This is a genomic window from Halalkalibacter nanhaiisediminis (assembly GCF_007830185.1).
Lineage (GTDB): Bacteria > Bacillota > Bacilli > Bacillales > Bacillaceae_D > Halalkalibacter > Halalkalibacter nanhaiisediminis.
Genome location: NZ_VLKZ01000004.1, coordinates 74,203 through 96,192, shown reverse-complemented (window position 1 = coordinate 96,192; position 21,990 = coordinate 74,203). Strand labels below are relative to the sequence as shown.

The following is a 21,990-nucleotide window of genomic DNA, read 5'->3' as shown; positions in this document are numbered from 1 at the left end:
GGCTCTCCTAGTAACGGAAATGGCAATGGTGGGGGCAATGGCTCTCCTAGTAACGGGAATGACAATGGTGGGGGCAATACAGACTCAGAACCCCCAACAGAAAATAATGAATAAAGAAAAAAGTAACCGATATGCTACTACATATCGGTTACTTTTTTTGAATGAGCACTATTATATTTTACTTATTAAATCAATGATAAAATCAAACTTATTACGACAATTGCTCCAATAATCATTAAAATTGTTCGAATCATCCTCAATATCCTCCCTTATTATTTACGCTTAAAGACTTATTCCCTAAAAGATTAGGACATAAACATTAAATTTTTTTTGTTAATACATACACCTTCTTTTCTGATACTAATCATTTTATGGGCCGAAAACTTTCTTAACGTAAAAAAAAACCAAGTAGTCTGTTACGAACGTGAGTGTTCGTATAAACCGACTACTTGGTAAAGGTTTATAGCTATTAATTATTAATCTTCCATTGTAGATAAATCACCAGTTGGTAGGTCGAGCTCCCACGCTTTTAAGACACGACGCATAATCTTACCACTACGCGTTTTAGGTAACTTATCACGGAATTCAATTTCACGAGGTGCAGCATGTGCAGCCAGTCCCTTTTTAACAAAGTTACGGATATCTTCTTGTAATTCATCACTTACTTCATATCCATCACGCAAAGCGATAAAGGCTTTAATAATTTCTCCTCTAACAGGATCTGGTTTTCCAATAACGCCTGCTTCTGCAACAGCTGGATGCTCAACAAGCTTACTTTCAACTTCAAATGGTCCAACTCGCTCACCTGCTGTCATAATCACGTCATCAATTCTTCCTTGGAACCAGAAGTATCCATCTTCATCCATATAAGCTGAGTCACCGGAAACGTACCAACCTTCAATTTCAAAATAGCTCTTATACTTTTCTTCATTGTTCCAAACTGTACGCATCATAGATGGCCAGCCTTTTTGAATAGCAAGGTTACCCATGCGGTTAGGCGGAAGCTCATTTCCTTGATCATCGATAATCGCAGCTTTTACACCTGGAATTGGTTTACCCATTGAACCTGGGCGAATTTCCATACATGGATAGTTACAAATGATTTGCGCTCCCGTTTCTGTCATCCACCATGTATCATGGATGCGAAGGTCAAATACCTTCATCCCCCAGCGAACCACCTCTGGATTTAGTGGCTCCCCAACACTTAGCAAGTGACGTAAAGATGAAAGGTCATACTTCTTAAGAACTTCATCTCCTGCACTCATAAGCATTCGGAATGCCGTTGGTGCACTGTACCAAACAGTGACTTTATAACGCTCAAGCGTTTCATACCAATCTTGCGGACTAAATCGTCCACCACGGATAACATTAGTCGCTCCAACAAGCCAAGGACCAAAAATACCATAAGATGTTCCTGTTACCCAGCCCGGATCTGCTGTACACCAATAAATATCATCCTCTTGTAAATCTAAGACCCACTTAGCCGTTTGATAATGTTGCAGCATTGCATTATGAACATGAAGAACACCTTTTGGCTTACCAGTTGAACCAGAAGTATAATGAAGAATTAAACCATCTTCACGATCAACCCATTCAATGTCTAAATCTTCGTTTGCTCCATTTAAACGAGTAAGGAAGTTAAGATAAGGACCATTTTCTTCGTATGATTCATCAATGATGAAAACAGATTCTAGGTTAGGTAAATCACCTACAGGAACACGTTCAAGCAATGCAGGTGTTGTAACGAGCACCTTAGCATCACTATCTTCTAAACGATCTCTAACGGCCCCTTCCATAAATGCTTCAAACAGCGGACCAACAATCGCACCGATTTTAATTGCACCAAGCACAGCGAAATAAAGTTCAGGGGATCTTGGCATGAAGATAAAGACACGATCTCCTTTTTTCACTCCTGCATCCCGCAGGATATTACCAGCTTTATTTGAATACTTTTTCATGTCTTCAAACGTATATTGTTCATCTCGATTAGCATCACTATAATAGAGAGCTACTTTATTCGCTCTATCGCCACTTACATGACGATCAATTGCCTCGTATGCTAAGTTTAATTTTCCTGTTTCACTCCAAGTAAACTGCTGTTCAACTGTACTCCAATCAAAAGATTCTGCAGCCTCTTCATAGTTTTTTAAGTTAAAGTTTCCTTCTACAGATGGAAGCGCTTGCACTTTCATTTCACATCTTCCTCTCTTCTATGTATTTACACTCTTATTATAATACAGACAGAAAATTTATTCAATTTAAAATTGTCGATTAAGGAAATATGTGAGAAACTAGTTTTATAATTAAAACTAGTTTTCTTTCTTTATGACAATCTAATGAAGAAAGAACACACATTGCTAGGTTACTGTATAATAGGACGGAAATAGCGAGATTAAAGGTGGTTAATCGAACATGATTCATTCGAAAACATATTATTCTCTGGAAGTACCTTTTCAGGAGCGTACATTAATATTAGAGGGTCCCATTTCTGGTAAAACATTGGATTCACTTGATTTTCATTCTGGCCTCGTTGCTTTTCGTCCCCCAAATCAGCAAAAGAAAGCGCTACTTGGAATTGCAGACTTACCAGAAGGAAGGATTAATATTGTTCGTGACGGGAACACCGTAGTCGGTTACGTTACCTTCGTTTATCCAGACCCTATGGAACGCTGGTCGGAGGGGCATATGGAAAATTTACTTGAACTTGGTGCGATTGAAATAGCTGCTGAATATCGGGGGGTTCAAGTAGGTAAGAATCTATTACGCCTTTCAATGATGGATGATGCAATGGAAGATTATATTATCATTACAACAGAATATTATTGGCATTGGGATTTGAAGGGAAGCGGCTTAGATGTCTGGGAATATCGAAAAGTAATGGAAAAAATGATGAACGCAGGTGGTTTGGAATGGTTTGCAACAGATGATCCTGAAATTTGTTCCCATCCAGCCAACTGCTTAATGGCTAGAATTGGAAAACGTATTGATGCAGACTCCTTACAACAGTTTGATCAACTTCGCTTTCAAAATCGCTTTATGTATTAGTTACGCATTTTAAAAAACATTCAGAGTATTGACAATAATTTAAATGTCAGGCTACTTAAAACGTCCGGTTTATTAAAATGCCTAAGGTGGTGTTCATATGATAATTGAGCAAATTATGAGTCGAAATGTCTATACATTAACAGCTGACTCACCAATAGTAGATGCTATGAAACTAATTGAATTACATCAAATTCGTCATATTCCAGTTGTTGATGAAAATGATTATTTAATAGGAATTATCTCAGATCGTGATATTAGAGATGTAAGTCCTTCAATTTTTCATTCAACAGAACATCTAGAAGATTTCTTGAAGCCTGTTTCTTCTATTATGAAAAAAAATGTCATCACAGCTCATCCACTTGATTTTGTTGAAGAGATATCAAGTCTCTTCTATGAACATCATATCGGCTGTATTCCAATTGTCGATGATGAAAAAGTAGTTGGAATTATTACAGAAACTGATATTTTACATACGTTAGTTGAACTTATGGGTGCCCATCAACCTAGCTCTCATCTAGAGGTCAAGGTGCAAAATATTACAGGGAAATTAGCAGATATCGCTACTATTTTTAAAGAACACAATGCAAATATTACTAGCGTCCTTGTTTATCCTCATGAAGATCCAGCGTTTAAAGTATTGGTCTTCCGTATTCAAACAATGGATCCAAGAAGAATTATCAATATTATTCAAAATGAAGGTTATGACGTCTTATGGCCAAGTGAGCCGAGGATGTCATGATGAATAATAATAGTGTTTTTGTCTATTCTGAACAACAATTATCGTATCGATTTAGCGATGAACATCCCTTTAATCACATGCGCTTACAACTAACGTATGAATTGCTAAAAAATCTTCATGCCATAAATGATCAACAAATTTTACAACCACGTATGGCTACTGATCAAGAAATCGCCCTTATCCATGATGAAGCTTTTATTGAAGCAGTCAAATCAGCAGGAGAAGGCACATTAAGCGAAAGTATTGCAAATAATTACGGGCTAGGTACAGAGGATACTCCTATTTTTGCGCATATGCACGAGGCAGCTGCTTTGCTTGTTGGTGGCACGTTGACTGCCGTAGACGCCGTTATGGAAGGACGCGCAGAACATGCTCTTCATCTTGGTGGTGGCTTACATCATGGTTTTAGAGGTAAAGCTTCAGGATTTTGTATTTATAATGATAGTTCAATTGCTATCGAGTATATGAAGCAAAAGTACGGAGCGCGGGTTCTTTATATTGACACAGATGCTCATCACGGTGATGGTGTTCAATGGGCATTCTACGATGATCCAGATGTCTGTACACTGAGTATTCATGAAACAGGGCGCTATTTATTTCCAGGAACAGGACAAGTGCATGAAAAAGGTTCTGGTAAAGGATACGGGTTCTCCATTAACATTCCCGTTGATGCATTTACCGAAGATGATTCCTTTTTAGAAGTGTATGAGACCGCTTTTCGTGAAGTAGTTGATTTCTTTAAACCTGATGTGATCCTTACTCAAAACGGAGCGGACGCTCATCACTATGACCCACTTACTCATCTCTGTTCTTCAATGCGAACATTTCAAAGAATACCTAAGATCGCTCATGAATTAGCGCATGAATATTGCAATGGAAAATGGATTGCTGTTGGTGGAGGAGGATATGATATTTGGCGTGTTGTTCCACGGGCATGGTCCATGCTTTGGCTTGAGATGACGGGACAGACGCATAAATTAACAGAGCCTATTCCAGAGGCATGGTTAAACAAATGGCAGGGCCAAGCAGAAAATGAATTGCCTACATCTTGGTTAGATTCTGAAACAGCCATTCCAACCATTCCACGCAAACCAGAAATTATAAAAAAGAATCGAATGACGTTAGAAAAAGCTGTTTTCCATATACGTAACGAACGAAAATAATGATTGTGTGAACGTCCGAAGGAGCAGGTCATTTACCTGCTCCTTCTCCTGCATTTAACTTCTTTAACATACTTGATATAAGAAGATGAGACTGTTCGCTAGCTAACTGAGTAAATTCAGTGAAACTCATTGAAGCTTCCCCATTAGCCTTATCAGATATGGAGCGTATGATGACAAAAGGGACATTATTCATAACAGCTACTTGAGCAACCGCAGCACCTTCCATTTCCACACATACACCCTCAAAATCTCTTCTGAGCGATTGAACATATTCATAATCAGCGATAAATTGATCTCCACTCATCACTCTTCCTTGAATGATGGGTCTATTAATCAATTCTGCCGCGGCATCCACTGCTAAACGGACGAGCCTTTCATCAGCCTTGAAATCAGATGAACCCTCATACATAGGAATTTCGCCTCTTTTAAATCCTAATGAGCTAGCATCAAGATCATGATGCATTGCACTAGTTGACACGACAAGATCACCTACCTGTAATGTCTCATCAATGGCTCCAGCAACACCTGTAAAAAGAAGATGAGTCATGTCATATTTATCAATTAACAATTGCGTCGTGAGAGCAGCATTCACTTTTCCCACCCCTGATTTACATAGAACAATTCTTATGTTATGCATAACACCTAAATAAAACGTTACCGTCGCATAGGTTTCTATTTTCTCGATTTCCATCTCTATTTTCATTCGTTCAATTTCTTCATTCATTGCACCAATAATTCCAATTCTCATTTTTTCCCCTTTCTGCCTACAGGACGTAGGTACTTGGCGTTTCGCACACGATGTGAGCATTTTTAGCAAAGTTCCCCTCTCTATAACTGAGCTCCTTTAACGAAGTTTCCTTTCTTCATGATGCAAAAGCTCAAGTTCCCTCTAGAAAAAAGCACCCAAGGACATTTGTCCTTGGGTTAAGACTGTTGATCATCATGAAAAGTCGGATCTGATATAACAATGACAACACGACGATTCGTTTGCAAGTTTTCAACCGTCGTATTAGGTACAACAGGTCTTGTATCACCGTATCCATTCGCTACAAAACGACTTGGAGCAAGATCATACGTATCGACTAAATAACGAATAACACTACTCGCCCGAGCTCCTGACAGCTCCCAATTCGATGGGTATTGGAAGTTAGAGATCGGTCGACTATCCGTGTGCCCTTCCACCTTTACCGAGTTTGGAATCGCTTCAAGCAACGTCCCCACTTTCCCTAGAAAAAGTTCTGCTTCTGGAAGTAATTCTGCTTCTGCTGTCTCAAATAAGGTGCGCTCTTGAAGAACCAGAACAACTCCACGATCGTCTCGCGTAGCTGAAATAAACTCTGTTAATTCATTGATCTCTAAAAATTCTTGGACTTCTTTCAAAAGCTCGTCCATATCAACTTCGGTAATATCTTCGTTTGATTCATCTTCATCAAACGGATTAGTGCTCTCATCCCCTAATTCTGGACTCGGACTCTCAAACTCTATAGCAGATGGCATAAAATCAAGAACTTGCCGTTGTTGAAACGATTCTGCAATTGCTCGAAATTTTTGTGCATCGACCACAGACATCGAGAACAGCAAAATAAAAAAAACGAGAATAAGGGTAACCATATCAGAAAAAGTAACCATCCATGCGGGTGCACCCTTTGGTTGCTGACGTCGTCTATTACGATTCAACATTATCATCACCTAAATTTTCTTTATTCGCTTTATTGCTTACAAAAGCACTTAGCTTCTCTCCAAGAATTTTAGGATTTTGTCCTGATTGAACACCAATAACTCCTTCAATAATAATTTGTTTGACAAATACTTCTTCATCAGTCTTATTTGTCAGCTTTGTTGCCATCGGTATAAAAATCAAATTAGCTAATACTGTGCCATATAATGTCGTTAACAGAGCAATTGACATACTCGGCCCTAATGTAGATGGATCATTCAAATTTTGAAGCATTAGTACAAGACCAATGAGTGTACCAATCATTCCCCAAGCTGGTGCATACTCTCCTGCTTTTTCCAAAATTGCTCGACCTTTACGATGACGTTCTTCCATCGCTATCACTTCAGCCATCATGATATCCTTAATAACATCTGGTTCAATTCCATCAACAGCTAGAAGTACCCCTTTTTTAATAAACGGATCTTCTACATCATCTAGCCCAGCCTCTAATGCAAGCAAACCTTCCCGTCTTGCTTTTCCCGACAAATCAACAAACGCATCAATTAATTGCTGCAAATCATGGGTTTCCGTACGGAAAGTCTCAACTAAAACTTTTGGCAGTAATTTCAACTCCGCCATCGAGAACGTAATGACAATTGCTGCAATGACTCCACCAAATACAATCAAAATAGAGGCAATTTGAATGAAAAAAACAAGTCCAGAAGGTCCAGCATCTGCAAAGACAGCCAATAGGATTACTGTAATCCCTAAAACAATTCCTATTGGCGTTAGAATATCAAATTTTTTCATAGTTCTCTCCCTGCCAAATCTCTAAATCGCACTTACGCTTTTGTTGATTGTCTGAATTCAATACGATGAGGGAGAACAACGATATGTTCATTCACTTCCTCTTTATTCATATACTTCGTTAATAAGCGCATAGAAACAGCACCAATATCATACATAGGTTGAACAACTGTTGATAATGTCGGACGAACCATAACAGCCAATCTAGTATTATCAAATCCTAAAACCTCAATATCATCAGGGACTGATAAACCATGATCTTGCGCAGCATGAATGATTCCTAGAGCCATTTCATCTGTGGAAGCGAAAATGACTGATGGCTTGTTTTCTAACTCAAGAAACGTACTCATCGCTTCAATTCCAGAGTCGTATGTATAATCACCAATAACGACTAATTCCTCTTCAAACTTCAGACCTGCATTCTCAATTGCTTCACGATAACCAGCAAATTTTTGATATCCATTAACTGGATCATCTAATGTTCCTGACAGCATTCCAATCCGTTCATGCCCTTGCTCAATCAAATCTGTGATCGCATCATAAACAGCTTGCTTGTAATCAATATTGACCGATGGAATTTCTTTATTTGTATCCAATGTCGCTGCTAAAACAACAGGTACTGGCGAACGTTTAAATTCCTCAGCATGCTCCTCTGTAATATGTCCTCCCATGAACACAATGCCATCCACTTGTTTTTCAAGTAATGTATTAATAAGGTGGATTTCTTTATCCTTATTTTGATCTGAGTTACAAAGGATAATATTGTACTTGTACATCGTTGCAATATCCTCAATTCCACGCGCCAATTCAGCAAAGAAAATACTTGAAATATCTGGAATGATAACTCCTACTGTTGTCGTTTTCTTACTTGCTAAACCTCTAGCAACAGCATTAGGGCGATAGCCTAATCGCTCAATCGCTTCAAGTACTTTCTTACGTGTTGCTGGTTTAACATTCGGGTTACCATTTACAACACGTGATACCGTGGCCATGGAAACACCTGCTTCTCTTGCTACATCATATATAGTCGTATTCACTGTAATCCTCCTAATTTTATACGCTAGACTTCATCGTAATCAATGTATAGTTATCATACGATACTACGGAGAGGTCTGCAATGTCTTACACTACTTATATCGATAAGCTTTGCAAAAACTTTCACAGCATTTTCAATTTCTTGAATGGAAATAAGAAAAGCGCAAGCACCTTGACTAGGCGCGACAAGTATTTGATGCCTGTCAATGTGTTGCCAGGTTTTTGGCAAAGATTTACTGGCTGAATCAATCTCGAACGGCTAGGCTGTTTGCGCGAGACATGATCGAATTTTCTTGTCTTTTTTTAAAAAAACAAGGTCAACTCATATTTAAAAGAGTCGACCTTGTTTCATTCTCATTATAGTTTGTATAAGCCAGAAGCTTGTAAATCATCGACAAACTTATGGAATGTTGGAATATCCATTTGTTGTGCTGAATCTGATAAAGCGACAGCAGGGTCAGGATGTACTTCAGCCATAACAGCATCTGCTCCAATTGCAAGTGCAGCTTTTGCAGTCGGAAGAAGTAAGTCACGACGACCAGTTGAATGTGTAACATCAACTAAAACTGGTAGATGAGTTTCTTGCTTCAAAATCGGTACAGCTGAAATATCTAATGTATTACGAGTCGCTGTCTCGTATGTACGAATACCGCGCTCACATAACATAAGATCATTATTACCTTTTGCCACAATATATTCAGCAGCATGAATAAATTCTGAAATCGTTGCTGATAAACCGCGCTTTAACAACACAGGTTTCTTCACAGCACCCGCAGCTTTTAACAATTCAAAGTTTTGCATGTTACGTGCACCAATTTGAATCACATCTACATAATCAAGTGCCAACTCAATATCTGCTGGGTTAACAATTTCACTAATGACAACCATGTCTAGTTCATCAGCGACTTGCTTAAGAATCTTTAACCCTTCTTCTCCAAGACCTTGGAAATCATATGGAGATGTACGTGGCTTAAATGCACCACCACGAAGTAATCTAATTCCACGTTCCTTTAGTGCTTTTGCTACAGTAAGAACTTGTTCGTAGCTCTCAACTGCACATGGCCCCATCACTAAACGTTGCTGGCCGTCACCAACCATGACTCCCTTAAGATCAACAATTGTATCTTCCGGATGCTTTTTACGTGAAACAAGCAATGCTTTGCTATTATCGTCTTCTTGAAGTTCAAGACTAGCTTTGAATATTTGTTTAAATAAATGTTGCAATGTTGATGTCTCAAATGGACCTTTATTATTAGCAGCAATATGATCAAGCATGCTACGCTCTCGCACTGGGTCAAATCGATTAACCCCTTGCGTACCTTTGACTTTTCCAATTTCTTGAACGAGGCGAGCTCTCTCATTAATCAACTCAAGAAGCTTAAGATTCACCTCGTCTAAATCTGTTCTCAACTTATCTACTTGTTCGTTACTCACAATACTCCACTCCCTTTATCTTTTGCTTCTTCGTGATTAAGACTCATTATAAATCATGATTCACAGAATGTCACGGATTTTTTCTTTAATAATTAAACGCTTTTAAGCACTAAAGTATTTTGCGCAGATATTAGTTACGTTATCTGTTAAACTCTAGTAAAATAACAGAGACACATAGAATGATAAACGAAACGATCAATGTAAGACTCTTTTTACGAATATAGAATGAAGGTGATCCTTATTATGTCCACTGAACACCCTTCACCTCTTTTTGCGCTTGATATAGGTACTCGCTCAGTTGTCGGTCTTTTATTGCGCCAAAATAATGAGAAGTTCGAAATAATGGATTCCATTATAAAGGAGCACGATAAGCGAACAATGCTCGATGGACAAATTCATGATGTTCCGTCAGTTGCCGCTGTTATCCGTGAAGTAAAAGATCTTCTAGAAGAACGTCACGGTCCTTTAACAAAGGTTTGTGTAGCTGCAGCAGGACGATCATTAAAAACAAGACGAGCGCAATTTGATGTTGATATTTCAGCTAAACCAATGTTTGACCGTGATGATGTCCTTCACTTAGAGCTGAGTGCTGTTCAACAAGCACAGTTTCAGCTTGCCAATGAACCAGAAGACAATGCCGAGATCGATTATTACTGTGTCGGATATTCCGTTTTAGCTTATTCATTAGATCAAGAACCGATTGGTAGCTTACTTGACCAGACTGGTAAATTAGCTTCAGTCGAAGTCATTGCAACTTTTTTACCTAAGGTTGTAGTCGAATCCTTGCTCGCTGCACTTGCAAGAGCTGATTTGGAATTAGAGGCTTTGACGCTAGAACCGATTGCAGCAATTAATGTCCTTATTCCGCCATCGATGCGAAGGCTCAATGTTGCACTTGTAGACATTGGCGCTGGCACTTCGGATATTGCTTTGACTGATGAAAATACGGTTATTGCTTATGGAATGGTACCGATAGCTGGTGATGAAGTCACTGAGGCCATTAGTGATCATTTTCTTCTTGATTTCCCTGATGCAGAAAGAGTAAAGAGAGAGCTGTCTACACACGATACTGTGCAAATAACAGATATCCTTGGAATGGAGACAACCTTGGGCAAAGAGGAGGTTATTTCTCCCATTACTAATACGATTTCTAAGCTTGCTCGGTCAATCAGTGATGAAATTATTCTCTTAAATGGTAAAGCTCCTAAAGCAGTCATGTTAGTGGGCGGAGGTAGTTTGACCCCACTACTTGTCACACACGTTGCAGAATATCTTGGACTACCTGAAAATAGGGTCGCCATTCGAGGTGCTGACGCAATAAAATTGCTACAAACTGAGGAAGACCAAGAATATGGACCTGAGCTAGTCACACCCATTGGTATTGCAATTGCAGCGAAAGAAAACCCAATCGAATATATTAGTATTCGAGTTAATGAGAGGACACTTCGCTTATTTGATGTAAAAAAGTTAACCGTCGGTGATGGATTACTTGCTGCTGGGATTGATATTGCTAAGTTATATGGCAAACCTGGTCTTGCGATCATGGTTACGGTTTTTGATCAACTTATTTCTATACCAGGTGAATACGGAGAACCGCCAACTCTTTTGAAAAATAAACAACCAACATCCTTAGATGCACCGCTTGATGCAAACGACGAACTTATTGTTGAACGAGGAAAGCACGGAAAGCATGCAGTCTTGACCATCGCTGAACTGATTGGAGACATACCATCGTTATCGATTACAATTAATGAGAAGTCTGTTCATATTCCAGCCACCGTTTTAAAAAACGGGAAAACAACCCGTCTTGATGCTTTTGTCAATGAGCGTGATCATATTACCATTACACAATCAAGATCAGTGAAAGACGTGTTAGCTTTAGAAAATATTCCAATCTCATTATTTGAACCATTATATGTGATGGTTAATGAAGAACGCTGGACTTATGAACAAAAAGGTTCAAATATCCTCGTCAATGGACAACTAGTTGGACTTCATCATCAATTAGTAACAGGTGATGTTGTACAATTAAAAACCAATCAAATAAGTAATGAGATGACAATAGCTGAGCTTCTGGAAACAAAAAATTTTCGAACACATTTGTCAGTAACGATCTTCTATAATAACGAGCCGATTTCAATCGAGAAAACCCTTGTTGAAGTCAAACGCGGTCAAGAGTTTCTTACAATAAAAAGTTCTATTCAACATCAGGATCAATTGACATTAACAACAAAGAAAGATCAAACATTCATTTTACAAGATATCTTTACAGCAATTGATATTAACATTACTGAATTAACTGGAAAAAGAGTATCATTAAAGCGTAATGGTGAAGATACAACTTTTAGCAGCCCTTTACTTGATGGCGATAAAATCGAACTTTCAATTGGAGATTCACTACATTTTCAAAAAGAATAAAATAAAGGGTTCGTTCCTATTAATTAGGAACGAACCCTTTATCATATAAATTAGTTTCTCTTTTCGGCTTCTTCTTCTAGCTTTGCTTGAATGTCATCGACTTCTTTTTTCACAGCATCTGCTACTTCTTCTTGCGACGCCCTCACATCGCCTGCTAAATCTTCAGCATCTTCTTTCACCTTTTCTGCCTCTGTTTTAGCATTAGCAGTCACTTCTTTCACCTTGTCTACGACTTGGTTTGACTGTTCTGTAACAACTTTAGCAATCGAAGAAGATTTTTCTTTAGCGTAAGATGCCCACTCATTTCCTTTTTCATAAGCTGAATTTGTAATTTGATTCGTTTTATCACGCGCAATAAGTGCTTGTTCGTTTAAATCATTTCGTAGCTCTTTCCCTGATTTTGGAGCAAGTAACAAAGCAGCTGATGCTCCAACGATCCCACCTACCAATGACCCAATTAGAAAATCTTTCGTATTCATATCACTCATTTATTTCTCCTCCTTGTGTAATGTTGAATTATTTTGTTGCTTTTTTAAGCTTGAACTTTGAATAGAAATCAATTGCAACATTACCCCATTGAACCACTTGTGCAATTTGATCAGATTGCTTCACAGCCTGTGTCTGGATCGTATTAGATACATGACGAATAGACTGATTTACTTGCCCTACGGAATCACCTAATTCCTTAACAGATAAAAAGACAGTATTAAGCGATTCCGTTTTTCCCTGAATATCATCAGCTAATCGGTTTGTACGATGAAGTAGTTCCTCTGTTTCTTTTGTAATACCGTTTATTTGTTTTTCTAAACCAGCCATTGTATTCGCAACATGTTCTAGAGTGCGATTAGCTGATTTTAATGTACGTACAAGATAAATAACTAAAACAGCAAATGCAATAGCAGCAATCAAAGCACTTATGTATAATAAGCTTTCCATTTTTCGGATTCACCTCCTCATAACCTTTTCTACGTTTGTTATGTATAAAGCTTTTACCCACATTCAGCTATTTCTAAACATGGTAAAGTAATAAATTCGATAAATTGAGTCAGAGTTCCTTCTTCTTTTCACAAAAGTTGTGATGGTCCAACTATTTCGTTTAAAATAGGAACGTTAACATAAAGGAGGACTTAAGAGTGAGAGACCCTAGAATTGAAACCCTTGCAAAGAATTTAATCACGTACTCAGTTGATTTACAAGCTGGAGAAAAAGTACTAATTGAAAATTTCGGCCTACAACGGGAGCTCGTGACTGCTCTCGTTCAAGAAGCATACCGTGCTGGTGGCTATCCATTTGTGCTACTAAAGGACCATCAAGTAGATCGTTCCTTACTAATGGGTGCAAGTGAGGAGCAGCTTACGATGATAGCTACATATGAAGCTCAGGTTATGAGCGAGATGGATGCTTATATTGGCTTACGCGCTGGGGATAATATTTCTGAACTCTCAGATGTACCAAGTGATAAGCTTGCTCTTCATGGAAAGACAGTTGGCACCAAGGTTCACCGTGAAATTCGCGTACCTAAAACGAAATGGGTGGTCTTACGTTATCCATCTCCTTCAATGGCTCAGCTTGCTAATACCAGCACAGAAGCGTTTGAAGATTTTTATTTTAATGTTTGTAATCTTGATTATAGCAAAATGGATAAAGCGATGGACTCTCTAGTTACCTTACTAGATCGCACAAATAAAGTCCACATAAAAGGTCCTGGAACAGATCTCACCTTTTCGGTCAAAGACGTTCCTGCAATAAAGTGTGCAGGATTGCGTAATATTCCAGATGGTGAAGTGTATACGGCACCTGTTCGCGATTCTATTAATGGAACAATCACATACAATACACCATCTCCTTATCAAGGATATACGTTTGAAAATATTCGTTTCACATTTGAAAATGGTAAAATCATTGAAGCAATAGCAAATGATACTGAGCGCATCAATAAAATTTTAGATACGGATGAAGGCGCTAGATATATCGGCGAGTTCGCTATCGGTGTAAATCCATACATTAAAGACCCTATGAAAGATATTCTTTTTGATGAAAAAATTGATGGTAGCTTCCATTTTACTCCTGGTCAATGCTACGAAGAAGCTTCTAATGGGAATGATTCTGTTATCCATTGGGATATCGTAATGATCCAACGAGCAGAGTATGGTGGTGGAGAAATCTATTTTGATGATGTCCTAATTCGAAAAGACGGACGATTTGTTATACCTGAATTAGATGCACTAAACCCAGAGAATCTTATATAAAGAAAAAGACTGTCCGTAGCGCTATATGCGCCAAAGACAGTCTTTTTTTCTATGCGTATAATAGTTGTTCATATGCTTGTTGGAACTTCTGAATATCTCCAGCTCCCATGAAAAGAAGGACACTGTCCTCATGCTCTTTAAGCACTTCAATGGAATCTTCTGTTGCTAAAGTTGCTCCTGGAATTAATTCTATTAAGTCGTTAATCGTAAGGGATCCAGTATTCTCTCTAGCAGATCCAAAAATATCACATAAGAAAACAGCATCAGCTTGCTTTAATGATTCAGCAAATTCATTCAAAAACGTCTTTGTTCTCGTAAACGTATGTGGTTGAAAAATCGCTACAACTTTATGTGTTGGATACTTTTGTTTTGTCGCTTCTATCGTTGCTGCAATTTCAGTGGGGTGATGAGCATAATCATCAATCAAAATTTGATTTCCGATTTTCTTTTCACTAAAACGGCGTTTAACACCTTGGAACGTTTTTAAATGCGTAGCCACGACATCAGCGGAAACATTTTCGTAGTGACAAAGAGCAATCACTGCAAGTGCGTTAAGAACACTGTGCTTTCCATATCCTGGAATGATGAAAGTACCGTAGAGATTATTTCTCACATATACATCGAATTTGCTACCTTCCGCAGTCGCTTCAACATTACGAGCTTGAAAATCATTATCTTCTCCAAAACCATAATATACGACAGGAACATTTGCATGAATGCCTTGAAGATATTCGTCATCCCCACAAGCTACAATAGCTTTCTTTACTTGCATAGCCATTTCTTGAAAGGCAGAGAAAACATCTTGAACATCCTTAAAATAGTCGGGATGATCAAAATCAATATTCGTCATAATACAGTAATCAGGCTTATAATTAAGGAAGTGACGGCGATATTCACAAGCTTCAAATACAAAATAAGTTGAATCCTCTTCCCCTTTTCCTGTCCCATCACCAATCAAATAAGAAGTCGGAAATGCCGAGCCAAGTACATGAGACAATAATCCAGTTGTTGACGTTTTCCCGTGCGAACCTGTAACGGCAACACTAGTGAACTGCTGAATGAATTCTCCAAGAAATGTAGGGTACTTTTTTACGTTAAGACCAAGCTCATTTGCACGCTGCACCTCTTCATGATCTTCTCCATAAGCTGCTGATACAATAATTTGTTGATCATGTTTAATATTGTTGCGATCAAATGGATAAAGAGGTATTCCTTTTTGTTCAAGTGGTCGTTGAGTAAAAAATTGTTTTTCAACATCTGAGCCTTGGACATGTTCATTCATATCGTGAAGGATTTGCGCAAGTGCGCTCATCCCAGACCCTTTAATTCCAATAAAATGATAATTTCCCATAGTTGGACCTCCAAAAAATTCACATGGTTTTCTCGCGTCTCTTGGAGTCAATGACTTACACCATGTGAGTCATTGACTCATTATAACAGAAAACAATGTCATCACAAATTAGGGTTAATACTCTACATTCACCCCATAGTATATGAACTAACATGGAGAAAAGACCCACATAAGATAATGAGTGGGGCAATCAAAACTCCACTAATTCTAAACGTGGGTTATCTCGAAAACGTCGCCCTGCTTTTGCTTCATGTTCACCATTCAAAAGAACGTTATCACCAGTAAAACCAATATTTAGCTTCAAGAGGCTCCCGCCAACACCGTAAATATCGACAGGGACTCCTGCTTCTTCGTACACCTGAATTCTTTCAGCGTTAAAACCACCAGTAGCGATGATTTTGATATGTTGGAACCCTTCCTTATTCAGAGCTTCTCGCAAAGCAAACAACAAGGTAGGATTAGCACCACGAGGGTCAAAGGAACCCATAATTTCTGGGTTGCGACTGAAATAGCGATCGACCATTGTTCTTGATGTATCCACACGTACACCTTTTAGTTCACTACCGAAAGCTCGTGCTACTTTTAACGCATCAGTAATAACGTCATTGTTATAATCAACAAGAGCCATTAACTCATCTTCAGGAAATGTTTCTTTATATGCGCGTGTTGCTTCAACGACATCCCCTTGAAATAATTGAATGAGTGCATGCGGCATTGTTCCCATTCCTTGCTTTCCCCACCACTCATTCATCGCATGAGTCGCTTGAGCCTTCGAACCACCGATATAAGCAGCATAACCGTCTCCAGCTTGCTGAGTATAATGATCGTCTCTATCTCCCATGAAAATAATAGGTTTTTGGACACCGGATTTACGAGCGGCCTTCACAACATTATAAACATTTGTGGCTACAGATGTCCGTCGTGCCAAAATACCATCTATGATTCCTTCTAAATACCCAAAATCCTCGTATCTTCCCGTTATTGTAAAAACTGTTTCGAATGGTTTTATTTTATCTCCATCTTCTAATGAACGAATTTCAAGATTCTCTGGATTTTTTGCAAACGTATGAATGAGAGCAATCACTTCATCTGTTCCACATAAAACCGCATGTTCTTTCTGAAAGAATTGCATCGTCACCGTATTATTCGGACGATACTTCTCAACAATTTCTCTTGTTTTCAAAAAATAAACCGCTGAGAACCATCCTTCTTTAATTCGATCGTCAAACTTGAACGTTTTATTCGTCAAACGCTTGATTTCGCCCTTTAATTTCAGTGTGATTTCCTTCATTTCATCTGTGCTCCTTGCTTCCGACCCTCTTTGTCTCCAACACCGTTCTATCAAGACTTGTCGTTTTTCAGAGTATGTATCTCTCCTATCATATAAAACCTTTTAACGGAACACAAGATACAAGGTCATTCAATTAGACTTCTTTATGATAAAGTAATTCTTCAAGCTCAATTTCATCAACTAATACATGGCGAGGTTTACTTCCCATTGCTTCTGAGATAATGCCTCTCTCTTCCATCATATCAATTAAGCGTGCAGCCCTGTTATAGCCTACACGAAACTTACGCTGTAGACTAGATGCCGACGCAGATCCTTGCTCGATCACAAAGTAACAAGCCTCTTCAAAATGCTCATCATCACTATCACTAATCTCCGACACACGCTTTAACTGTTCAATTTCCAGTAGATATTCAGGATCCCTCTGTTTTTTCACATGAGCAATGATATCTTCAATTTCCTCATCAGAAACAAAGGTCCCTTGCACTCGTACTGGTTTAGGTGTCCCATTTTCATGGAACAACATATCCCCACGTCCAAGTAAGCGCTCCGCCCCGCCCATATCCAAAATAGTACGCGAATCTGTTTGAGACGACACCGAGAATGCAATACGAGTTGGAATATTAGCTTTAATCAAACCTGTAATCACGTCAACAGATGGTCGCTGTGTCGCCAGCAATAAGTGAATACCGCATGCTCTTGCCTTCTGCGCAATGCGACAAATGGCGTCTTCTACATCCTGAGGCGAAACCATCATTAAATCTGCTAATTCATCGATCACAACTAATATATAAGGAAGAGCAGGCTTATCAGGACTTTCTGAATATAGACTATTGTAGCGGCCAACATCTCTTACTCCTTGTTGACTAAAAAGCTCATACCTTCTCTCCATCTCTTGAACAACCCATTTCAAGGCAGCAGTCGCTTGCTTTGCATCCGTAATCACAGGTGTAACCAAATGCGGCAGGCCATTATACGGAGCAAGCTCAACCATTTTTGGATCGATTAGCATGAGCTTTACTTCATCAGGACTCGCCTTAAAAAGGAGACTAATGAGGACCGAGTTAATACAAACACTCTTTCCTGAACCTGTCGCCCCTGCAACAAGTCCATGTGGCATCTTCTTTAAATCAGTGACAATTGGTTGTCCAGAAATATCAAGACCGAGTGCGACTGTTAATGGTGAATCAGGCCGCACAAACACATCTCGTCTTAATATCTCTCGTAAAAATACTGGAGTCGATGTTCGGTTAGGCACTTCAATTCCGATCGTATTCTTACCAGGGATTGGTGCTTCTATTCGAATATCTTTCGCTGCTAACGCTAGTTTAATGTCATCTGTTAGTCCTGTTACCTTATTAACTTTCACACCACGTGCAGGCTGAATTTCAAAACGAGTAACAGACGGCCCCTTCGTCACATGAACAACTTTGGCATCCACATGAAAACTTTGTAATGTTTCTTCGAGCAGCATCCCTTGATCTTCTAACCACTCAGACTCATCTTCTTGTTGAACCTGAGGATAATCAAGTAATTGAATACTTGGAAATTGATAATTTGAAGATACTGGCTTTTCAACTCGCTGCGGCGCCTGCTTACTCCCGCGATCTTGTGGAAGCATCATTACATTAAATGGAATCGCTGGCTTTTTATATGACTTAGAAGGAGTCGTTACGTCAGGCGACTCTGATTGAGATTCTTCAACGAGTTCGACTGGCTTTTCGCTAGCGCTAGCGACTATTTCCTGCTTTCTTGACTCTTCTGCTGGAATCTGATTAGCTTCTACTGTTTGCACAACCTTTTCATGATCAAACTCTATAACAGTCTCTTCATCTGCTCCACGACCTACTGATTCAATAGGTGAATATGCTTTTGCTGCTTCACTTTCATCACATTCAATCGTTGATTTTTTTTCTGTTCCTTCACCCTCTGCAGATTCTACTATTGATGCTTCCGCTGTCTCCATCTCCACTGAATTAATCGATGACTTCTCGGCTGCTTCAATCGCCGCAGGTACGGTTGTTGATGCTTTTATTTCCTCAACCTCCACTGAATTGATCGTTGATTCCTCAGTTACCTCAACCGTTTCCGTTTCGATTATAGATTCTTTCGTTGTTTCTGTTTCTAGTGTTGCGGTCACTTCTTCATTCGGTAACAGTTCCTCAACAAAGTCAGGCTCGTCTATCAAGGTTAGCTTTTCAAATGATGTTTTTTGCTCCTCTTCTACTCTTGGTTCAGATTGAAGCTTTTCTAAAAGTGAAGCAGTAGAAGGAATTTCTGAAGTATCTTGCTGTTTTTTATTCTCAAATGGGGAAACAGTTAAAGTATCTCCAATCCGACTTTTTGTCTCTTCACGTCCACGAAATCCGTACACTGGTGACGGAACTGAGGTTAGTTTAAAATCACGATTGCCAAACCTTGTATCCACTTTCTGCACTTCAACCTTCTTCTCTTGACTCACCTTTTGATCTGAGATTTTTTTTCTCTCTTCTTTTAGCTCTTCCTCTCGCACATGAAAAGCTTTTCGCTTAGCTCGATTATTCTCTTCCTCATCTTCTATTAGAGGAAAACGAAATTTCCCTTGCTTTGGATAATGATAGAGAACTCGCGATTCATTTGTTCGCCTTCCATCTGCAATCGGACCGTATGTATGACCTTCTATTTCATTAGGATTTACTTCTTGTTTTTGGGATTGATAATTACGATCTTCTTGATCTCCACCTAGTAATTGCTGAAATCTCTTTATCAAGCGATCTAGCGTCCCCATGCATATTCACTCACTTTCTCTCGGCTATTTAATAAAAAGGCATGAGTAGAAAGAACCACTAGCTTTATCTAGTGGTTCCCTCTGTCCATTATTTCACTTCACTTGTAAATTCCGAACCAATTTCATAGGTATCATCTAACACAAGAATGCCTTTTTCTTCAGGTGCATTTGGCAGAGCAAGCTCTTTTGCTGAACAGATCATCCCTGTTGACTCGACACCACGAAGTGCTGCCTGCTTAATGACTAATCCACTTGGCATAACAGCTCCAATTAGTGCCACAACAACCTTTTGATCTGCTTCTACATTCGGAGCACCACAAACAATTTGCAGGATCTCACTACCTACATTGACACGGCAAATAGACAATTTATCTGCATTCGGATGCTTTTCCTTTGCTTCCACATAGCCTACAACAAACTTCGGACGATTTTCTAGCTCGACATTTTCTTGCACACCATTTTTCATGAATGCCTCTTGAATCAGCGTCTTAACGTCATCCGTTAATTCAACTGCTCCATTGTCTTTAATCTCTCCATAAGAAGATACATGAAAGACGTTATAACCTACCGTCTCATTCGTTTCACTGTTAAAAATACGGACAACATCACCAGTCTTTTCAAAATCACGTAGGTCAAGTTCAACATCTTTTATATTCATAATTAGCGTATCGCCAATTCCGTTTGCATTATAAAATACGTTCATATTCGTTAGCTCCTTCTCTTACTATCACTATTAACTCATTCATTGTACCATATCAGCACAATTTTTAAGAGAGGAGTTCACATCTATCTAAAAATCTCTTTACTCTGATTTAGGCTTTCTTTGTGCAAGAATGAACGTTGGCTCTAATTCCCCATTTTCATACATGAAAGGAAGAGCTGTCACTGGTACGCGTCCCTCTCCAAAAAATTGCAGTGCAATTTGTGCAAGAACGTCATAACCTCTCTCATTTACGATATCAGCAAAAATCAGTACATCTTGATGAGGAACAGCGACAGCTAACTGACCTGTTGCCTGCTTTTCCATTCGATCTAATAACGAATGGTCAAGAATTCGGCTTGCATCAAAACCATCCTTCGCTCTTAAGAAAAAGAAACGGTTCCCTGCTACAACATCTTCTTTTAACGGCTGTGGTAGTGACCTTACATTAAACATCGCCATTTCGCGTACTTTTTCCTTCGTGTACCTTGAGTTCTCAAGCATAGGCTCCTGTATCAAAGTGTAAGATTCTCCAAGATCAATCACATAGTAAATACGTGTTTCTGCTGTGTGCTCATCATAAAGAAGCGCATGGCCATCCTTTGTCTCTGACGGGAAGGATGTGGCACGAATAACAGGAAAGACTTTCTTTTCATTCCCTTCAATTTCTGGCTTCTGCCTCATCGCCAGTAAACCAACCTCAACATAACGAATGGCCTCATCGACTGCTGAAAATTCCTCCCGTTCCCATTTCGCGATAAGCGGTTTAAGCGCCAACGTCACGCCTTTTTTGATCTCATCATCTTCAATTCTTAACGTTGATTCCTCATGATTATACGTAATCGTCCAACCCTCTCGCTCTAAGCGTTGTTCAATTTTTTTCCGAAATTGTTGCATATTCATCATATACCCTCTCCTTTATCTTAATCCCTATTTTATCAGAAATAAAAAAACGCCACAAAAAAAGCACTCAAGAAAATCTTAAGTGCTCTTAACAAGTATTAAAGTTGCGCTTCTGCTTTTGAAAGGAACGCTTCTATTTCTTCTTGCGTTTTACGGTCTTTACTCACAAAACGGTCGATTTCTTTTCCATTTGAATAAGCAATGAAGCTTGGGATGCCAAAAATATCAAGCTCGCCACATAAATCGATGAATTCATCACGATCTACATAATAAAATGAGAACACTGGAAAATCAGCCTCTACTCTTGGCATAATCGGTTCAATCGCTTTGCAATCTGGACACCAATCAGCTGAAAATAAGAAAATAGCTGTTTCATTACTAGAAATTTCTCTAAACTCTTCAATCCCTTTAATCTTCTCCATACGTGTCAACCC

At 39.0% G+C, this 21,990-nt stretch carries 19 protein-coding genes; 5 read left to right on the top strand and 14 right to left on the bottom strand.

All coding sequences use genetic code 11. The features are described 5' to 3' along the window. Positions 1–476: 476 nt before the first annotated feature. Positions 477–2,192, bottom strand: a complete 1,716-nt coding sequence (acsA, locus tag IQ10_RS08010) for an acetate--CoA ligase (RefSeq protein WP_144449975.1) — start codon at positions 2,190–2,192, stop codon at positions 477–479. Positions 2,193–2,412: 220 nt separating this feature from the next. Here acsA and IQ10_RS08005 point away from each other — a divergent pair, with 220 nt between their 5' ends. From IQ10_RS08005 to IQ10_RS07995, 3 genes are all read left to right on the top strand, one after another. Further along, complete coding sequence (locus IQ10_RS08005; RefSeq protein ID WP_144449974.1) at positions 2,413–3,045, top strand: GNAT family N-acetyltransferase; 633 nt, start codon at positions 2,413–2,415, stop codon at positions 3,043–3,045. Between the two features lie 97 nt (positions 3,046–3,142). Next, on the top strand, positions 3,143–3,784 hold the full coding sequence (locus tag IQ10_RS08000) for an acetoin utilization AcuB family protein (RefSeq protein ID WP_144449973.1): 642 nt from the start codon (positions 3,143–3,145) through the stop codon (positions 3,782–3,784). Beyond that, positions 3,784–4,947 carry an acetoin utilization protein AcuC gene (locus IQ10_RS07995; protein ID WP_144449972.1) on the top strand — a complete coding sequence of 388 codons (1,164 nt, stop codon included), beginning with the start codon at positions 3,784–3,786 and terminating at the stop codon, positions 4,945–4,947. The genes IQ10_RS08000 and IQ10_RS07995 overlap by 1 nt, the downstream gene beginning before the upstream one ends. A 28-nt stretch (positions 4,948–4,975) precedes the next feature. Here the strand turns inward: IQ10_RS07995 and IQ10_RS07990 are convergent, their stop codons facing one another. The 5 genes from IQ10_RS07990 to IQ10_RS07970 all read right to left on the bottom strand — a co-directional run bounded on the left by IQ10_RS07990 (position 4,976) and on the right by IQ10_RS07970 (position 9,880). After that, complete coding sequence (locus tag IQ10_RS07990; RefSeq protein WP_144449971.1) at positions 4,976–5,695, bottom strand: 5'-methylthioadenosine/adenosylhomocysteine nucleosidase; 720 nt, start codon at positions 5,693–5,695, stop codon at positions 4,976–4,978. Between the two features lie 176 nt (positions 5,696–5,871). Continuing rightward, the gene (gene motS, locus IQ10_RS07985; RefSeq protein WP_144449970.1) at positions 5,872–6,627 is read right to left on the bottom strand and encodes a flagellar motor protein MotS; all 756 of its coding nucleotides are present in this window, start codon (positions 6,625–6,627) and stop codon (positions 5,872–5,874) included. Next, complete coding sequence (gene motP, locus IQ10_RS07980; RefSeq protein ID WP_144449969.1) at positions 6,614–7,414, bottom strand: flagellar motor protein MotP; 801 nt, start codon at positions 7,412–7,414, stop codon at positions 6,614–6,616. Before motP ends, motS begins: the two co-directional genes overlap by 14 nt. Positions 7,415–7,446: 32 nt before the next feature. Continuing rightward, positions 7,447–8,448: a catabolite control protein A gene (gene ccpA, locus IQ10_RS07975; protein ID WP_144449968.1), complete on the bottom strand. Its 1,002-nt coding sequence runs from the start codon at positions 8,446–8,448 to the stop codon at positions 7,447–7,449. A gap of 355 nt (positions 8,449–8,803) precedes the next feature. Further along, entirely contained in the window at positions 8,804–9,880 is a 1,077-nt protein-coding gene (locus IQ10_RS07970) for a bifunctional 3-deoxy-7-phosphoheptulonate synthase/chorismate mutase (protein WP_144449967.1), read from the bottom strand. 243 nt (positions 9,881–10,123) lie between these two features. Here IQ10_RS07970 and IQ10_RS07965 point away from each other — a divergent pair, with 243 nt between their 5' ends. Beyond that, positions 10,124–12,298 carry a cell division FtsA domain-containing protein gene (locus tag IQ10_RS07965; protein WP_144449966.1) on the top strand — a complete coding sequence of 725 codons (2,175 nt, stop codon included), beginning with the start codon at positions 10,124–10,126 and terminating at the stop codon, positions 12,296–12,298. Between the two features lie 50 nt (positions 12,299–12,348). Here IQ10_RS07965 and IQ10_RS07960 read toward each other — a convergent pair whose 3' ends face one another. After that, complete coding sequence (locus tag IQ10_RS07960; protein WP_144449965.1) at positions 12,349–12,786, bottom strand: YtxH domain-containing protein; 438 nt, start codon at positions 12,784–12,786, stop codon at positions 12,349–12,351. Between the two features lie 28 nt (positions 12,787–12,814). Next, positions 12,815–13,234, bottom strand: a complete 420-nt coding sequence (locus IQ10_RS07955; RefSeq protein WP_144449964.1) for a DUF948 domain-containing protein — start codon at positions 13,232–13,234, stop codon at positions 12,815–12,817. Positions 13,235–13,431: 197 nt separating this feature from the next. Here IQ10_RS07955 and IQ10_RS07950 point away from each other — a divergent pair, with 197 nt between their 5' ends. Further along, on the top strand, positions 13,432–14,547 hold the full coding sequence (locus IQ10_RS07950; protein WP_144449963.1) for an aminopeptidase: 1,116 nt from the start codon (positions 13,432–13,434) through the stop codon (positions 14,545–14,547). Positions 14,548–14,596: 49 nt separating this feature from the next. Here IQ10_RS07950 and murC read toward each other — a convergent pair whose 3' ends face one another. The 6 genes from murC to IQ10_RS07920 form a co-directional block, all read right to left on the bottom strand. Beyond that, positions 14,597–15,898, bottom strand: a complete 1,302-nt coding sequence (murC, locus tag IQ10_RS07945) for a UDP-N-acetylmuramate--L-alanine ligase (RefSeq protein ID WP_144449962.1) — start codon at positions 15,896–15,898, stop codon at positions 14,597–14,599. A 190-nt stretch (positions 15,899–16,088) separates the two neighbouring features. Continuing rightward, entirely contained in the window at positions 16,089–17,189 is a 1,101-nt protein-coding gene (locus IQ10_RS07940) for a nicotinate phosphoribosyltransferase (protein WP_144449961.1), read from the bottom strand. A 133-nt stretch (positions 17,190–17,322) separates the two neighbouring features. Continuing rightward, positions 17,323–19,953: a DNA translocase FtsK gene (locus IQ10_RS07935; protein WP_144449960.1), complete on the bottom strand. Its 2,631-nt coding sequence runs from the start codon at positions 19,951–19,953 to the stop codon at positions 17,323–17,325. An 88-nt stretch (positions 19,954–20,041) separates the two neighbouring features. Then, positions 20,042–20,656: a YtpR family tRNA-binding protein gene (gene ytpR, locus IQ10_RS07930; RefSeq protein ID WP_144449959.1), complete on the bottom strand. Its 615-nt coding sequence runs from the start codon at positions 20,654–20,656 to the stop codon at positions 20,042–20,044. 99 nt (positions 20,657–20,755) lie between these two features. Further along, positions 20,756–21,556, bottom strand: coding sequence for a DUF1444 domain-containing protein (locus IQ10_RS07925; RefSeq protein WP_144449958.1), 801 nt, complete (start codon positions 21,554–21,556; stop codon positions 20,756–20,758). Positions 21,557–21,654: 98 nt separating this feature from the next. Then, positions 21,655–21,978, bottom strand: coding sequence for a thioredoxin family protein (locus IQ10_RS07920; RefSeq protein WP_144449957.1), 324 nt, complete (start codon positions 21,976–21,978; stop codon positions 21,655–21,657). Between the last annotated feature and the right edge of the window lie 12 nt (positions 21,979–21,990).

Bases quoted from the DNA above. Each gene is read 5' to 3' on its own strand.
- IQ10_RS07925 (WP_144449958.1), bottom strand. From the start codon at position 21,556: ATGAATATGCAACAATTTCGGAAAAAAATTGAACAACGCTTAGAGCGA.
- ytpR (WP_144449959.1), bottom strand. From the start codon at position 20,656: ATGAACGTATTTTATAATGCAAACGGAATTGGCGATACGCTAATTATG.
- IQ10_RS07940 (WP_144449961.1), bottom strand. From the start codon at position 17,189: ATGAAGGAAATCACACTGAAATTAAAGGGCGAAATCAAGCGTTTGACG.
- IQ10_RS08005 (WP_144449974.1), top strand. From the start codon at position 2,413: ATGATTCATTCGAAAACATATTATTCTCTGGAAGTACCTTTTCAGGAG.
- IQ10_RS07955 (WP_144449964.1), bottom strand. From the start codon at position 13,234: ATGGAAAGCTTATTATACATAAGTGCTTTGATTGCTGCTATTGCATTT.
- motP (WP_144449969.1), bottom strand. From the start codon at position 7,414: ATGAAAAAATTTGATATTCTAACGCCAATAGGAATTGTTTTAGGGATT.
- murC (WP_144449962.1), bottom strand. From the start codon at position 15,898: ATGGGAAATTATCATTTTATTGGAATTAAAGGGTCTGGGATGAGCGCA.
- IQ10_RS07935 (WP_144449960.1), bottom strand. From the start codon at position 19,953: ATGGGGACGCTAGATCGCTTGATAAAGAGATTTCAGCAATTACTAGGT.
- IQ10_RS07965 (WP_144449966.1), top strand. From the start codon at position 10,124: ATGTCCACTGAACACCCTTCACCTCTTTTTGCGCTTGATATAGGTACT.
- motS (WP_144449970.1), bottom strand. From the start codon at position 6,627: ATGTTGAATCGTAATAGACGACGTCAGCAACCAAAGGGTGCACCCGCA.
- IQ10_RS07990 (WP_144449971.1), bottom strand. From the start codon at position 5,695: ATGAGAATTGGAATTATTGGTGCAATGAATGAAGAAATTGAACGAATG.
- IQ10_RS07995 (WP_144449972.1), top strand. From the start codon at position 3,784: ATGAATAATAATAGTGTTTTTGTCTATTCTGAACAACAATTATCGTAT.
- IQ10_RS07960 (WP_144449965.1), bottom strand. From the start codon at position 12,786: ATGAGTGATATGAATACGAAAGATTTTCTAATTGGGTCATTGGTAGGT.
- IQ10_RS07920 (WP_144449957.1), bottom strand. From the start codon at position 21,978: ATGGAGAAGATTAAAGGGATTGAAGAGTTTAGAGAAATTTCTAGTAAT.
- IQ10_RS08000 (WP_144449973.1), top strand. From the start codon at position 3,143: ATGATAATTGAGCAAATTATGAGTCGAAATGTCTATACATTAACAGCT.
- acsA (WP_144449975.1), bottom strand. From the start codon at position 2,192: ATGAAAGTGCAAGCGCTTCCATCTGTAGAAGGAAACTTTAACTTAAAA.